Consider the following 15,494-nt stretch of genomic DNA (forward strand, 5'->3'; position numbering starts at 1 on the left):
CGGTGATGTCGTCGGCCAGGTCGAAGGCGACGTTATCGTCGGCGCCGGTCTTGCTGACCACGATGTTGCCGTCGCTGTTGCGTAGGTCGACAGTCTCGCCCGGAGCCACGTTGGTGCTGTTGGCGCCCTGTGCGGAGACGTTGAAGCCCGCGTTCGCGGTCGCGCCGACCGCATCGAGCTGGCTCTTGTTGACGCCATCGGTCCCTGCAACACCCGCGGCAACGTTGGTGATCACCTGGTTGCCGGCGTTGATACCGGCGGAGGTCACGCTCGGGCCACCGGTGATGACCAGGCCGGTGTTGTCGAGCCGGCTGTTGCCAGCGGTGACGCTGTTGACTGTGATGTCGTCGGCCAGGTCGAAGTTGACGTTGTTGTCGCCCGCGACCTTGCTGACGGCGATGTTGCCATCGGTGTTGCGCAGGTCGACTGCCTCGCTGGGGTCGACGTTGGAGCCGTTGGCGCCCTGCGCGCTCAAGCCGAAGCCGGCGCCGGCCGCTTGCACCGCCTGGTTGGTGGCGAACAACTGGCTGCCGTTGACCGCATCGGTGCTGGTGCCGCTGAGACGGCCGGCGGCGACGTTGGTGACGCTGCGTTCGGCACCGGCCGTGCCCACGCTGACCGTGCTGGTCGGCGCGGTGCCGGCGAAGTTGTAGGTGGTGCCGCGGATGACGGTGCTGGCGGTACCGACCGCGGCGGCGGTCGTCGAACCGCTGCCCAGTGCGACGCTGCGCGCGATGCCGGCCGAGGCGCCGTCGCCGATGGCGACCGCGCCGGCGGCGCCGGCCGAGCTCGAATTGCCGAGGGCCACCGAGCCCTGCCCGGTCGCGGTGTTGAGGTTGCCCAGGGCCACGGCGCCCTGGCCGTTGGCGTTGTTGTCCGCACCGACCGCCACCGCGCCGGTGCCGGTCGCGGTATTCGGATCGCCGATGGCGACCGCACCGTTGCCGTTGGCGGTCTGGGCGCGGCCGATGGCCACGGCGCCGCCGATGGCGCTGCTGCTGTTGGCGGTAGTGCCGGTAGAACCGATGGCGACGTTGCGGCCGGTTGCGCCGGACACGACGCCATCGCCCTGGGCGATACCGAAGGCACCGTTGACGGTGGCGCCGCGGCCGAGGGCGATGCCCGAAGTGTTGGCTGCGCCGACCCCGGCCCCGCGGCCGATCGCGACGGAGTCGACGGCATTCGCGTGCGCCGCTGCAGTCGTGCTGGTGCCCGCGCCAAGGGCGACGGCACCGGCGGCAGTCGCTTGGGCGAACTCGCCGAGGGCGACCGATTCGATGCCCGTCGCATCGGATTCGGTGCCGACCGAAGTGGACCGCTGCCCCGATGCCGTTGCCAGGTAGCCTACTGCAGTGGCGCTGAGGGCCGAGGCGTTGGCCGAATCGCCGAAGGCTGAGCTGTACTGGGCCGATGCCGTGGCCGATTGACCCAGTGCAACGGCATCCAGGGCATTCGCCTGGGCCTTGTTGCCGATGGCGATACTGCCGATGCTGGTCGCGCTGACGTCGGACTCACGGCCGATCGCGATGGAATCAGTGGCTGCAGCCTCGGCTCCCGCGGTGCTATCAAACGCACCACCCAGGGCAATGGATCCTATGCCGCCCGCATTCGCATTCTCGCCGACGGCGGTGGATTCGCTGCCGGAAGCCTTGGACAAGGTGCCTAGTGCGGTGGAATAGGTCCCCGAGGCACTCGCATCCTTGCCCAGTGCCGTAGCACTAGTGGTAGTCGCCTTGGCGCCCTTGCCTATGGCGGTGGAGTGTTGGCCCTCCGCACTCGCACCGTTACCAAGGGCTGTCGCGTTTGTTTCACTCGCCTTGGCGATGCTGCCTACGGCAGTGGAAAAATCCCCCGATGCCTCCGAGTCGTAGCCCAATGCGGTGGCGCTGACCTTGGTAGCCTGGGCGCTGGACCCTAGGGCCGTCGCATAAGTTCCGCTCGAGATGGCCCGATAACCTACTGCCGTTCCCCAGGTCGTAACGCCGTCGGGGATGTCGGAAAATTCGCCGCAACGGAACCCACCTGCCTGGTTATCGTTGTAACAGGTCCAAGCCACCTCCGCAGATAACACAGGCGGCGCCGCACCGGCCAACACCAGCGCCACCGCCGACACCACCGCCGACGAAGCCTTGCGCGCCTGCTTCTTCCCGCCCTTAGCCAACTCCGAAGCCACCACCCAGGTTCCCAGGCTCTTGCTCCACACCTTGCAGTAAATAAAGTTCATCGGTCATTCCCCTTCGCCTTCCCGGCGATTCGCTCAGTTGTGAATACCGATCTCGGACCGATATCCGCCCGCGGTTAAGACGCCCCGTGAAAGGCGAACCGTGTAATGGAGGGTCTTGAATGCCGATGCGCTGCCGTTCGATTGCTCGAACCGAGGCCGTCCCGGGTATGGCCGATGGGCCTGCCATCGAATCCCCCCGCGAGCAGCAGCCACTCGGCTGTGTCGCTGTCCCTATGGCGGCCAGACTAGGGACGCCGATCGAAGCGGGCATCTAAGGAGATATATTTTTTTTGTGATTTTTTCGGGCCTTTTGCGCACCTCCTTCGACGACAAAGCTGAATGCCCTGGCGGCTTTCGCCCAGGCTGGGAAAGCCTTTCGCGGCCTGGGCCGACGGGGCGCGGCGGCCTGCGCGGGCCGCTCGTAGGCCCGAAAAAATGAGACTTGATCCATAAAAAAATGTGCGCCAGTACCGCTACGGAGATCTCGAGAAGAAAAATTGATCTTTCCCCGCAAGCGTTCCGGCGCGAAATGAACGCTACTGGGCGGATGCCCCACCCCCTCAGACGGCTCACGGCGGTCCGCCCTGCACGCTCACCGAGAGGACGGCCTTGCCAGAGCCGGCAACCGCCCATCCGTTGCCCACCTGACGGAATCCTCCGCCGCCGCGTCGCCGCGCAGCGCGCGCCTTCACCCACCGAGAGCGTCATGACCGAAGCCGAGTTCGAGATCTTCATGGATTCCCTTCGCGTCCCGGGCTCGACCCATATCTCGCCGAAGCGGGTCATCACCGCCCTGGGCATCCGGGCCAAGGACCTCACCGCGATCTCCAACCCACACGGCAACGCGACGATCCGCAATCCGCACGGCTCGGCGAAACTGCAGCTCGCGCTGCGCAACCTGGTGCGGATCCTGTCGGCGGCCAAGGCCAACCACGAGAACGCCGAGCAGATGCTGTATTGGTTCATGAATTATCCGATTCCGCAGTTCTATTACCGGACCCCGTTCGAGCTGTACGCCGACGCGCGCACCGAGGAACTGCTGTCGCTGTTGTCGATCAGTGCCCACCATCAAGCGGCCGGCGACGTCGCCGAGGCGCGCAAAGGCTGAACCCGATACGCAGGCGTACAGGGGCTCGATCTCGCTCGGACATAAAGAAAGCCACGACGGTCGCGACCGCCGCGGCTTGGGGTGCCCCCTCGGGTCGGCTCAGAAGCGCAGCGAGTAACGCGCGTTGATGCCGTGGTCGTGCGCTTCGTCTGCGAATTGGCCGCTGTAGTTCAGTTCCAGCAGGCTGCTCGGGCTCAGGCGTGCCGCCAGGCCGGCTTCGACCAGGGTGGCGTCTTCGCCCAAGGGCGCGCCGGCCACGCTGAAGCTGTCGCCGCCGCGCCAGGCCACCTGGGTCTGCGGCGTCAACTCGCCGCCGGCATGGCGGCGCGCCAGACCGCCGCGCAGGCTCAACCAGCTCTGATCCTGCTGTGCACCCTTCAGGCCGACATCGAAGCGCAGCCCCAGCGTCGAGAGGTCGACGCGGCTTTCGGCAGCGCCACCGTTCAAGGCCGCGGCGCCACCACTTTCCTGGAACGAATCGCTCTTCACCCGTACCTGGGCGAACTGCGCATAGGGCTCGAAGCCCCAAGCGCCGGCCTGCAAGCGATAGGCGCCTTCGACGAAGCCCTGCCGCGTGTCAGCGTCGTAAGACGCACGGGTGCGATCGGCGAAACCGTCGAAGCCGATGCGGCGATCGAGCTCGACGCTCTGGCGCGCGACGGCGACACCGGCGCTGAGGCCGAACCCGCCCCAGCGACGGCCGCCATACAGGCCGAACTGGGTGCCATGGATCCGGCCCCGGTCGAGACGGCCGTTGTCGCTGTCGATGCGGCCGCGGCCGGCGAGCGCACCGAGGCGCCAGCCGCCGTCGAAGCGATAGTCGTAACCGAGCAGCGTGGTCGAACCGCGGTACTCGTTGCGCGCGGCATTGCCGTCGCCATCGAGGGTGCCGCCGGACTTCAACAGCTCGATCCACGCTCCTTGCCTCAGCTCGTCACCCTCGCCGTCGCCCTCGCCCGCCCATCCGCTGCCGTTGCGCGCGCGCACCAGCGCGGCTTCGCGCAGGTGGCGGCTGTCGTCGAGCAGGATCGAACGCAGGCTGGCGTGGCCTTCGCCGCTCAAGCCATCGAGCGCGGCCAGCGCCTGTTCCGGGAACAACTGGGTCAGCGGTTGCGGCAGGCCCTGCCCGACCGCGAGGCGGTCGGCTGCGGCCGCGGCGGCGAGTTGATTGCGGGTGCGCGCCACCGAAGCGAACGAGGCGCCGCGTACCACGCTCAGATCGACCTGGCTGGCCGCATAGCTGAGGCCGAACTTCAGGAACGGCGACAGCCAGGCCTGTTCCAGGGCCGCGAACTGCCCGGCGACGCCGCCGGCTGCATTGATGACGTTGAAGCGCTGGCCGAGCAGGTACTGCCCCGGCGCATACGCCACCTGCAAGGCGCCGCCTTCGATGGTCGCCTTGCCGCTCACCTCGATGCGGTCGGCGCGGCCGTCGGACGCGAGTTCCACGAGATAGCTGGAACCGGCGGCCTGCACGTAATCGCCCAGCACGCTCAAGGTGCCGATGGAATTGCCCGGCGACACGCGGCCCTGCATCAGCACATCGCCGACGATGCGGCCGCTGCCAGCGAGTTCGCCCTGGGCCCGCACCGGTAACGACGCGCTCGCCAGGCTGCCGTTGACCAACAAGGTGCCGCCTTCCACCTGCGCGGGATAGCGGTTGTCGCCGGTGAGTTCCAGCACGCCTTGTTTGACGTTGAGGCCGCCGAAGGCGTTGTCGCCGCTCAGGCGCAGCCAGCCCCCGCCGGACTTGCTCAACACGCCGGGGCCGCCGATGTCGTTGCGCCAATCGTCCCAGGCGTCGCCTTCCCACACCTTGAGGCCGCCGGCGGCGCGGTCCATCGCCACGTCGCTGTCTTTCAGTATCTGAGCCGGCCCGTCGATCGCCTTCTTCAGGTCGATCAGGCCCCAGCCGTAGATCTCGTCCACCCCGGCCACGCCGAGGTCGGTCGCCGTGGTCAGCAACACGTCGCGCACCTGCGGGCCGCTCAGGTACGGGAAACGCTCGAACAACAAGCCCATCGCGCCGATCGCATGCGGCGCGGCCATCGAGGTGCCGCTGAGGTCGGCGTAGTTCAATACCGGCTTGGTCTGGCCGAGCCGGATCTGCAGCGCCTGCTCGCCGCTGAGCTCGCCTTCGATCTGACCCTGCAGGGAGCCGCCGATGCTGGTGGAGTTGATCAAAGTGCCCGGCGCGGCCACGCACCAGTCCTTGGTGTAGGCGCAGATGCTGGAACTCGGCGAGATGACGTAACCGCCGGCGCCGGAGCGCTGCACGTTCGCCACGCTGAGCCAATACGGCTGCGCTTCGGGGCGGAACGCCGCCATGCCGGGATAGATGTTGGCAATGCGGCCGGAGTCGTTGCCCAAGGCGACGACGTTGACGATGCCGTGCCGGATCGCGCCGTCCATGTACGCGTCGTAAGAGGACTGATAGTCGCGATACGTTTGTTCGACCGCGGCCAGGGTGTTGGCTTGCGGCGAGTTGGCGATCGGCAACCAGATCTCCAGGTTCGCCGCACGCACACCGTGCGCACTCAGTTGCCGATAGAAATCCGTAACCACCTCGGCCTCGCCGCCGACGCCGCTGCTGGCGATGGCGGCGCGCTTCCAGGTGCCGTCGGCGCCCTGGTCCCAACGATAAATGGTGTCGCCGAAGAAACGCGCTGTCACCAGTCGCGAGCCCATCGCCACGCCGTGCATGCCGACGCCGTCGCGCTGAGCGACCATGGTGCCGGCCACGTGCGTGCCGTGGTTGCCGTAACCGGCGTATTGATACGGCGCGGTGCGGGCGGGATAGACGAAACTGAATTCGCGCGTGGGCGCATCGCCGCGCGTCGAGAAACAGCGGCTCGGCCCGCGAAAGACGATGACGCCGGGGTCGGAAATACAGCCCGATGCGCCCAGGCTGAGACTGACGTGCCCGCGCCCGGCAAATTCGGCATGGTCCAGGGCCACGCCGCTGTCGTACTGGCCCAAGGCGATGCCCGCGCCGGTCAGGCCGCGCGCGTAGGCATGATGGGCGTTGATCGCGCCCAGGCCCCAGTCCCTCTCGAACTCTTTGCTGCGCCAACTGTCGGCATCGCCGTAGCGGCCGTCGTGCTCGCCCGGTGCGGCGACTTGCGCCGACGAAGGCGCGGATGCGAACAACAGGACACAAGCGATCGCGAGGGACAAAGGCTGAGCGCGTGCGCCGAGCGCTCGCGGAACCGCAACCGGGGCAATACGGGATGGCATGGAGCGTGGTTCCTCTTCGATAACGACGATGAAGGACGGCGACGAAGGCCGCCGATAGTGGATTCCGATCTGCCGATCGACAGTTGCAGATCAACAGCTGCCGATTTCCGACGGCCGCTTTCGCGGCCCGCCGGTTCGTCTCGGTCGGTTTGGGTCCAGTGAGTGGGCGCCCGCTGCAATAACGTGATGACCTCCGTATCCCCCTACACCGCCGCGCGCCATGCGTGACGGTTTTCTCGTTCACCGTGATCGCGGGCACGCTGGCGACGGCTTGCACTCGAAGCCGAAGGCCGCAAACGTACGCGCGAATCGAAAGCAGGAGCCGACCGTACTCTTGCGAATACAGGCGGCATTGCTTCGCCGGGACGCCGCTACACCGACATCGAACGGCGTCCCGATCTTGTAACGCATGCAAGACAACGACACCCCAACGCTGTCACACCTGTAGTCGCGCGCATCGAAGGTCTTCGTTCAGGCGCTTGCACGGTCGCAGCCCGGCCTGAAACGAATCACCGATGCCGGCATCGGTCCGTTTGCACAACGTCGCCGTCGATTACCGCGAAGGCACTGCGCGGCCTGTCCCAGTCGAATACCTGCACCGGCATGGGCGACTCTGGCGGCGGCAAACCCGATGCAGCAGACCGATCTCCTCACCGCACCGCGGCCTCGCCGACAACGGGTTTCACCGCCTCGCCTTCTATAGTCCTGCCATCGGGCTTGGCCTCCCTCTTGGCCACATCGATATCGCCCGCCACGTAAAAGCTGAATTGCTCCGGCTTGAGGTATTTCCGGATCGCGGCATTCACCGATTCGGCGCTGAGCGCGGCCATTTTCCGATCGTACTCGGCCAGAAAATCCAGGCTGCGGCCGTAATACATGAGACCGCCGAGCAACGAGGCCAAGCCGGCATCCGTATCGCGGGCTTGTTCCTGCTCGGCGCGCATCGCCGTCGCCACGGTGCGCACTTCATCGGCGCTCACGCCATCGCGCAGCAGGCGATCGAGTTCTTCGCGTACGCCGCGCTCGACCTGCGCGAGATTCTGCGGAGCGGAGGTCGCGTGAACCATCCAGCTGCCTGCATCGTCGCGGCCGTCGAGGCTGGGCTGGGCGTCGAGCGTACTGGCGACACTGTAACTGAGCCCGCCCCGGTCGCGAATCCGCTGTCCCAGCCGCGAATCGATGGTATGGCCGCCGAGAATCCGGTTCGCCACCCTCAACGCGAAGGCGTCGTCGGTGTATTCGATCAAGGGAATATTGCTGCGCGCCAGCAGCACGCCACTGTCCTTGTCGGGCGTCGCGAACTTGCGATGCTCGGCCGGCACCGCGACATGGCGCCTGGCGATCGGCGCATGGGCGCGCGGAGCCTTCCAATCGGCGAACAGCCGGCGCAGTTCCCGCTCGGCCTCGACCGGATCGAAATCGCCGACCACGCTGATCACCCCGTTCGCGGTCCCATAGAAGTCCCGATGAAACGCCCGCACTTGTTCGCTGGTGAGGGCGCGGATGTCGGCCAGGGATCGTTCGGCATCGGCCTGGCGCATCGGATGGCCGACCGGCCAGGGATCGAAATGACGCGTCATGGCATCGCCGACGATGCTGTTCGCATCCTCGCGAGCGGCTTGCAGGCCGAGCGTCGCGCGTCGTTTGTATTGCTCGACCTGGGCATCGCTGTAGCGCGGCGTGCGCAACAGGCGCTCGGCCAAGGACAAGGCCTTGCCCAACTGCCCACGTTGCGTGTTCAGCGACAAATGCGCCGATTGCAAGCCGCCCCCGAGATCGATCGTGGAATTGAGTCTGGCCAGTTCCACCGCCAGTTCCGCGGCGCTCATCTTGAAGTTTCCGTCGCCCAGGAGCTCGCCGGCGGCTTGTGCTGCCGTATCGCGGCCGCGCAGGCTCTCGACGTCGCCGAAACTGAAGAAGGCCTCGACCACGACCTTGTTGCCGCGACTCTTCTTGGGCAGCAAAGCCAGGCGCAATCCATCGCCGGAGCCCGTGTCGATGTGCACGAACCGGGTGCGTTGTCGGATATTGGAAAGCGATGCATCGAAGCGTTCGACCCTGTCGGCCTCGGCCTTGCCGGCGTAATCCCATAACAGGGATGCGGGCGACGGTGCGTCCGGGATCGCGACTCGCTGCGGCGATGCGGTCGCCAGCAAGCGCCCCAGGGTACGGTTGGCCGGCCGCAGATAAGTACGCGCGACGCGGTTCACCTGCTCGGCGTCGACTGTCTCCAGGCTATCGCGATAACGGAAGTACAAACGCCAATCGCCGACACTGATCGCGGGGGTAAGCGCCATCGCAAGCCGGCCGGCGTCGGTGACTTCGCGAGCGAAATTCTGCCGCAGAAGCTGTTTGGCCGCGTCGACTTCCGCGGCAAGGATCGGCCGCTTGTCCAGCCCTTCGACTTGAGTCAACAGAAGATTCTGGGTGGCCGCGAGGTCGGAGTCTTTCGCTAAAGTGGCGTAGGCCATCCACAGTCCCGGGGCTCGCAGCCACTGCGTGCTTGCGCCCGCGCTGACGGCATGCCGATTGCCTACCACCGTCGAGTACAGACGCTCGCCGACCGGACCCTGCAGGACTTCGCCCAGGATCTGCAGCGCCGCGGAATCGGCGTGCGTCGCCGCCGGCACGTGATACGCCGCCAGAAGCTGGCTGTAGCCGCCGACACGCCGCACCGTGACCTCGCGCTCGCCGGCTTGCGCGGGCTCGGCCGTGTACAGCGTCTGCATCGGCGCATGCGGCCGGGCGATCCTGCCGAAACGGCGGGCCGCCGAGCTCAAGGCCTGCGCCGGGTCGAAACCGCCGGCGATCACCAGGGTGGCGTTGTCGGGCCGGTACCAGGCGCGATAGAACGCTTGCAGCCGTTCGATGCGCAGGTTTTCGACATCGCTGCGCGCACCGATGATCCGTTTCCCGTAGTGGTGCCACTGATAGGCGGTGGAGGCCACGCTTTCGTAGAGTACGCCGGACAGATCGTCGTCGCGATTCTCCATCTCGTTGCGCACTACGGTCATTTCCCGATCGAGATCCTCGCGCGCGACGCGCGAGTGCACCATGCGATCGGCCTCCATGCCGAGCAACCAATCCAGCTTGGCGGCGTCGGCGGCGAACGAAGAATGGTAGTTGGTGTAGTCGGTCGTCGTGGTGGCGTTGGAGTCGATGCTGCGCTTGCTCAGTTCGGCGAAGATATCGGCGTGAGTGGGCGTGCCCTTGAACAGCATGTGTTCGAGCAGATGCGCCATGCCGGCTTCGCCGTAATTCTCGTGCGCCGAACCGACGCCGTAGACCAGATTGACGATCAACTTCGATTCGCTGGCATCGGGAAGCAACAGCACGCGCATGCCGTTGCCGAGCCGATACTCGCAGACCCCTTCCATGCAGGCGCCCGCGCTCGCCCCCTTGGGCAGTTTGAAGGCGCCGGGTTGCGCGGCGAGCGCGGGAAACGACGAGGCGGCGAACAAACACGCGGCCAATAACCAACGTTTATTTAATGCCATGGGCTTTCCTAAAATCTAACGAAACGCCCGATCGTTGCGGGCGAGGTTCGCGATAGACGGAAAGCCATCGGGTATAGTTCCCGCTCCCGGCCGCCACAAGTGTGACTGCGGAAGCCGAGCATTAATTAAACGCGCCCTATTCGCCTCCGCCGGAATCGGACTCGACGGCATTCGTTGATGGCGGAGAACTATCAATCCGCGAACTGGCTTCGGACTGTGCTGGCCCGTCGTTGATCGCTAGCGGGACAACGGCGCACCGACGTGCTCAAGTGCCGGGCGATCGAGAGTCGCCAATCCGAGTTCGGCGGTCTTGGACATGAGATCCACGGTCGCGCCGAATTCCGGCACGCAGGCGGCCCAGCCCAATTCATGCTCGATGCGAACACGCAGCCGGTCGGCCGCGTTCGGTTCGCCGTGTGTCACGAACACCGCGCGCGGGCGGACCGGGCCCGAACGCAGCCAAGCGATGATCTCAGAAGCATCGGCGTGCGCGGACGCCGACGCCAGCTGCCTGAGCTCGGCATTGATTTCGACCTCCTCCCCATAGATGCGCACACGGCGCGCCCCACCGGCCAAAAGCGCGCCGCGCGTGCCGCCTGCTTGGTAGCCGCACAGAATGATCGCGTTGAGCGGGTCTGGAGCGAACGCGATCAGGTGATGGAGCACGCGCCCGCCGGTCACCATGCCGCTGGCCGATACGATCACCATCGGCCCCTTGCGGCGATTGAGCTCTTTGGACTCCTCCGGGCTGTTGATGATCCGGGTGTTGCGATACATCTTTTCCAAAGCCGTTTCGTCTAGGCGCAGCTGACCGGAATACTGCCGGTACAGCGAAGTCACATCGGTCGCCATGGGGCTGTTGAGATAGATAGGTGCGGCGGGAAGCTCCTTGTCCTCCTGCAACTGCGCGATCACGTGCAGCAAGGATTGCGCCCGGCCGACCGCGAAGGCCGGGATCACGGCGACGCCGCCCCGTTGCAGCACGGGCTTCAGCGCTTCGCACAGCTCCTGCCTCATGCCGCCCACTGGATGCTCCCGATCGCCGTAGGTCGACTCGGCGACGATCCAGTCGCTTGCCGCCGGCGCGCTCGGCGGCTGCATGACCGGATCGCTGTAACGGCCGATATCGCCGCTGAAGGTCAGGCGCACGCCGCGGTATTCGAGGGTGACGGCGGCGGCGCCGAGGATATGTCCCTGGCTCCTGAAACGAGCGGTCACCCCGGGCACCGGTTCGAACGGCGTCTCGAACTCCCAGGCGCGCATCCGTCGCACGGCCGTATGCGCGGACGCCACCTCGTAAAGCGGCTCGGCCGGATGGTGCCTGGTCGTGCCGAGCCGGTTGGCGTCGCCTGCCTCCTCCTCCAACAGATGGGCAGAATCGGGAAGCAGGATTCCGCACAGCCTGCGCGTCGCCGGCGTGCACCAGACGACGCCGTCGAAGCCTTCGTCCACCAGCCTGGGCAGGTAGCCGCTATGGTCCAGGTGCGCATGCGTGAGCACGACCGCATCGATCGACGCCGGATCCACGGGGAACGGCGCCCAATTGCGCAAGCGAAGCGTTTTGTAGCCTTGAAACAACCCGCAATCCACGAGCAGCCGCTTGTCGCCGGCTTCGACCAGGTATCTGGAGCCGGTGACGGTGCCGGTCGCACCCAGGAAGGTCAAACGGAATGCGGAGGCTTCGGACGTGGCGATGCCCATGGCGCGTTACCTCTTTCGTGTATGGGTCGTGGATCCGCGAACAGTCCCAAGGCGACAACGCCATCGGTATCCGACTCGCCGGAGCGGACCGAGCCGGCGCGCGGACTCATCGCCCGCTCTTGCCCTCGACGTACCGAGGAAACGGGGCCGTGAACAGGGCCGCGGGCTGCAGGGCCAGATTGCAGTCCGACTGGCGGCGCGGCATTGATCTGGGTCAGCCCCCGGACGAAAGGAGTTGACCTGGATCAATGCAGCCGGCAGCCGCCGGCCTAGCCTGAAACGACCCTCCGGGAGCACGTCATGACTACCCAATCCTTATCCGCCTCAGACGTCATCGGTCCCGATACGCCGCGCTGGTCGGACACCTTGCGCGACGGCCGCCAGGTGACGATTCGCCCCATCGCCGCGAGCGACGGCGCGGCCGAACGCGAATTCATCGAACGACTGTCGGACCAGAGCCGGCGTTTTCGCTTCCTCGGACAGACCCGCCGCCCCAGCGACGCGTTCATCCGCCAGCTGACGGACATCGACTACACCCACGATGTCGCCTTCGCCGCGTTCGACAGCGCCGACGAAGGCAGGATCGTCGGAGTCAGCCGATACAGCACCGCGCAAGACGGATCGCAATGCGAGTGCGCGGTTACCGTCGATGACGAGTGGCAGAACAAGGGCCTGGGAGCGGTGCTGATGAAGCACCTGATTCAGGTCGCAAAGCTCCGCGGCATCCACAGGATGTATTCGGTCGACTCCGCCGAGAACCGGCAGATGCACGAGCTCGCCGCCTATCTGGGCTTCCGCACCGTGACCGACCCCGACGACGCCAGCCAGGTCATCCACGAACTGACCTTGTGAGGCCTGCCCATGGACCCGGCACTGTGGCCCGGCTTCCTGATGTGGTGCGCGATTTTCAACTACGGCCTGTTGCTGCTCGGATTCGTGGCCTTCGTGATGTTTCACGACGCCATGTATCGGCTGCATCGCCGCTGGTTCCAGCTCTCGGCGGCGCGCTTCGACGCGACGGCCTATCTCCTGTTCGGGCTGTACAAGATCGCGATCTGGATGTTCGTCATCGTTCCCTACCTGGTGCTTTGCTTCATCCGCTACACCCCGTATTTCTGAGGCCGGGCGGGTCGCGACGGGCCGGGCGACGGCCTCGCGCATGAGCGCCGTCGAGCCAGCGAGGACGAACGATATGGAATCCAGCCAGGGGGCCCGCGCCCACCCGACAGGGCTGTCGAGCGAAGAGGCCGCGCGCCGGCTGCAGGCCGGAGGGCCGAACCGGCTGCCGGAACCGGACCGTCGCAACTGGCTGCGCATCCTGGCCGGCGTGTTGCGCGAGCCGATGCTCCTGCTGCTGATCTTCGCCTCGGCCGTCTACCTGCTGTTGGGCGATGCCGAGGAAGCCTCAGCGCTGGCCGCTTCGGTCGCGCTCGTGATCGGCCTGACCGCGTACCAGGACTATCGCTCCGAACGCGCGCTGCAGGCCCTGCGCGAGCTGAGCACGCCGCAGGCGCGAGCGATCCGCGACGGCCTGGTCCGGTCGGTGCCGTCCTCGCAGCTCGTGGTCGGCGACGTGATTCTGGTCGCCGAGGGCGACCGCGTTCTGGCGGATGCGCGGGTGCTGGACGACGGCGACCTGATGCTCGACGAGTCCATGCTCACCGGCGAATCGATGCCGGTGCAACGTGGCGCCGCGGCGGCGGCCGAGCCGGACAAGAACCTCATCCATGCCGGCACCCTGGTGGTGCGCGGGCATGCCGCCGCTCGCGTGACCGCCATCGGCATCGCCACGGCGGTGGGCCGGATAGGCGAAGCGCTGCACACCTTGCGCTCGCCGCCGACGCCGATGCAGCGGGAAATCCGCTATGCGGTGCTGGTGTTCGCGGTACTGGGCCTCAGCGTCAGCGCGCTGGTCGCGCTGCTGTACGGCTGGACCCGCGGCGATTGGCTGCAAGGCCTGCTGGCCGGCATCACCCTGGCCATGGCCAATATCCCCGAGGAATTCCCGGTCGTGCTTACCGTGTTCCTCGCCTTGGGCAGCTGGCGCATGGCGCGCCGCAACGCCCTGATCCGGCGCGCGCCGGCGATCGAAGCCCTGGGGTCGGTGACCGTGTTGTGCACGGACAAAACCGGCACCCTGACCACCAACCAGATGACCCTGGTCGAGCTGGCGCGGGGCGACGAGCGCTCGAACCCGACGGCGCGACTCTCCCCCAGGCTGGCGGCGCTGCTCGATTGCGCCGGCCGCGCCTGCTCGGAGCACTCGTTCGACCCGATGGACCTCGCCATCCGCGCCGCCGTGGCCGGTTCGGCCGCGACCGCGCCGAGGACGGGAACGCACTGCGCCCGCGAATACCCGCTTTCCAAAGACCTGCCTGCGGTGACCCACGTCTGGCAGCTCCCCGACGAACCCGGCCTGGCGGTCGCCGCCAAGGGCGCGCCGGAAACCATTGCCGAGCTGTGCGCGCTGAGCCGCGAACAGCGATCGGCCGTGATGCAACTCGCCGCGGACATGGCGCGCCGCGGCTTGCGCGTCATCGCCGCGGCCTCGGCGGTCTGGCGGGACGGCCCTGCCTCGCTTCCGTCCACGCCTCACGGCTTTCGCTTCGAGTGGCGCGGCCTGCTCGGGTTCGAGGACCCGCTGCGAGCGGGCGTTCGCGACGCGGTCGCCGAGGCCCAGGCGGCCGGCATACGGGTCGTGATGCTGACCGGCGACCATCTCGATACCGCCCGCACGATCGCCGCGCAGGCCGGACTGCGACGGGCCGACGCCGCCATGCTCGGGAGCGAGCTGGAAGCGCTCGACGAGAAGACCCTGGCCCAGCGCGTGCGCGATACCGATGTGTTCGCGCGGGTGAAACCGGATCACAAACTGCGCCTGATCGATGCATTGAAGCGGAACCGCGAGGTGGTGGCGATGACCGGCGACGGCGTCAACGACGCGCCGGCGTTGATGGCCGCCCACGTCGGCATCGCGATGGGCAAGCGCGGCACCGATGTCGCCCGCGAGGCGGCGTCCATCGTCCTGCTCGACGACGACTTCGTCACCGTGGTCGAAGCGGTGCGCCAGGGGCGCCTGATCTACGACAATATCCTGCGCGCCATCCGCTACATCCTGGCCGTGCACGTGCCGATCACCGGCCTGGCGCTGCTGCCGCTGATCATCGGCGCGCCGATGATGCTGATGCCGTTGCACGTGGTGTTCCTGGAGCTGATCATCGACCCGGCCTCGGCGCTGGTGTTCGAGCGCGAGCCCGCATCGGCGCAGATCATGCAGCGGCCTCCCCGGCCGCCTTCGCGGCGTTTGCTCGACCTGCCGACCCTGTCGGGCAGTCTGGGCCGGGGCATGGTCGTGTTCGCGGCGGTGGCGGCCGTTTATTTCCTCGGGCGCGGCGACGCCCTGCCGACGCCGCAATTGGCGGCGCTCTCCTTCATCGCATTGATCTCGGGAAACCTCGGGCTGATCGTCGTCAACCGCGGCTTCGGCTATGCGCGCTGGTTCGGCCCGACCGGCAAGGCGTTCTGGATCCTGGTGGTGTCGGCGCTGAGCCTGCTGTTGTTGATCACGCGTTTCCAGGCGCCCGGCGCCTGGTTCCGCTTCGCGCCGCCTCCGCTCGGTCTGTCCTGCCTGGCCTTGCTCATGCCGCTGGCCGGATTGGCAGTGGTCGAGCTCGGCCGCAGCGGGCTCGCCCGCATGCGCCTTAGCCGCCAGCGCAGCGGCTGAGGC

General features: G+C 67.0%; 7 protein-coding genes and 2 pseudogenes. 4 read left to right on the forward strand and 5 right to left on the reverse strand.

The window, feature by feature from the left end:
- Both ACTJJK_RS01180 and ACTJJK_RS01185 read right to left on the reverse strand, forming a co-directional pair.
- Window positions 1–2,104: pseudogene (locus ACTJJK_RS01180) on the reverse strand (hypothetical protein); the annotation flags it as partial.
- 33 nt (window positions 2,105–2,137) lie between these two features.
- Window positions 2,138–2,224, reverse strand: a pseudogene (locus tag ACTJJK_RS01185) (ESPR domain-containing protein); the annotation flags it as partial.
- Window positions 2,225–2,930: 706 nt separating this feature from the next.
- On the opposite strand from ACTJJK_RS01185, the gene ACTJJK_RS01190 reads away from it, so the two are divergent.
- Window positions 2,931–3,332, forward strand: coding sequence for a hypothetical protein (locus ACTJJK_RS01190; protein ID WP_031370818.1), 402 nt, complete (start codon window positions 2,931–2,933; stop codon window positions 3,330–3,332).
- A gap of 99 nt (window positions 3,333–3,431) precedes the next feature.
- On the opposite strand, the gene ACTJJK_RS01195 is transcribed toward ACTJJK_RS01190, so the two are convergent.
- From ACTJJK_RS01195 to ACTJJK_RS01205, 3 genes are all read right to left on the reverse strand, one after another.
- Window positions 3,432–6,509, reverse strand: coding sequence for an autotransporter domain-containing protein (locus ACTJJK_RS01195; RefSeq protein WP_440729252.1), 3,078 nt, complete (start codon window positions 6,507–6,509; stop codon window positions 3,432–3,434).
- Between the two features lie 710 nt (window positions 6,510–7,219).
- On the reverse strand, window positions 7,220–10,066 hold the full coding sequence (locus tag ACTJJK_RS01200) for a M16 family metallopeptidase (protein ID WP_440729253.1): 2,847 nt from the start codon (window positions 10,064–10,066) through the stop codon (window positions 7,220–7,222).
- A gap of 237 nt (window positions 10,067–10,303) precedes the next feature.
- The gene (locus ACTJJK_RS01205) at window positions 10,304–11,767 is read right to left on the reverse strand and encodes an MBL fold metallo-hydrolase (protein ID WP_440729254.1); all 1,464 of its coding nucleotides are present in this window, start codon (window positions 11,765–11,767) and stop codon (window positions 10,304–10,306) included.
- A gap of 300 nt (window positions 11,768–12,067) precedes the next feature.
- Between ACTJJK_RS01205 and ACTJJK_RS01210 the strand changes: the two genes are divergently transcribed.
- The 3 genes from ACTJJK_RS01210 to ACTJJK_RS01220 all read left to right on the forward strand — a co-directional run bounded on the left by ACTJJK_RS01210 (window position 12,068) and on the right by ACTJJK_RS01220 (window position 15,491).
- Complete coding sequence (locus ACTJJK_RS01210) at window positions 12,068–12,619, forward strand: N-acetyltransferase family protein (RefSeq protein WP_440729255.1); 552 nt, start codon at window positions 12,068–12,070, stop codon at window positions 12,617–12,619.
- A gap of 9 nt (window positions 12,620–12,628) precedes the next feature.
- Window positions 12,629–12,886, forward strand: coding sequence for a DUF6868 family protein (locus ACTJJK_RS01215; protein WP_223620134.1), 258 nt, complete (start codon window positions 12,629–12,631; stop codon window positions 12,884–12,886).
- A 73-nt stretch (window positions 12,887–12,959) separates the two neighbouring features.
- Window positions 12,960–15,491, forward strand: a complete 2,532-nt coding sequence (locus tag ACTJJK_RS01220; RefSeq protein WP_440729256.1) for a cation-translocating P-type ATPase — start codon at window positions 12,960–12,962, stop codon at window positions 15,489–15,491.
- Window positions 15,492–15,494: the final 3 nt, after the last annotated feature.

It is taken from the genome of Lysobacter sp. 22409 (assembly GCF_052045105.1).
In the GTDB taxonomy this organism is placed as follows: domain Bacteria; phylum Pseudomonadota; class Gammaproteobacteria; order Xanthomonadales; family Xanthomonadaceae; genus Lysobacter; species Lysobacter antibioticus_B.

Excerpts from the sequence above, each read along its gene's own strand:
- ACTJJK_RS01215 (WP_223620134.1), top strand. The coding sequence starts at position 12,629 with ATGGACCCGGCACTGTGGCCCGGCTTCCTGATGTGGTGCGCGATTTTC.
- ACTJJK_RS01210 (WP_440729255.1), top strand. The coding sequence starts at position 12,068 with ATGACTACCCAATCCTTATCCGCCTCAGACGTCATCGGTCCCGATACG.
- ACTJJK_RS01190 (WP_031370818.1), top strand. The coding sequence starts at position 2,931 with ATGACCGAAGCCGAGTTCGAGATCTTCATGGATTCCCTTCGCGTCCCG.
- ACTJJK_RS01205 (WP_440729254.1), bottom strand. The coding sequence starts at position 11,767 with ATGGGCATCGCCACGTCCGAAGCCTCCGCATTCCGTTTGACCTTCCTG.
- ACTJJK_RS01220 (WP_440729256.1), top strand. The coding sequence starts at position 12,960 with ATGGAATCCAGCCAGGGGGCCCGCGCCCACCCGACAGGGCTGTCGAGC.
- ACTJJK_RS01200 (WP_440729253.1), bottom strand. The coding sequence starts at position 10,066 with ATGGCATTAAATAAACGTTGGTTATTGGCCGCGTGTTTGTTCGCCGCC.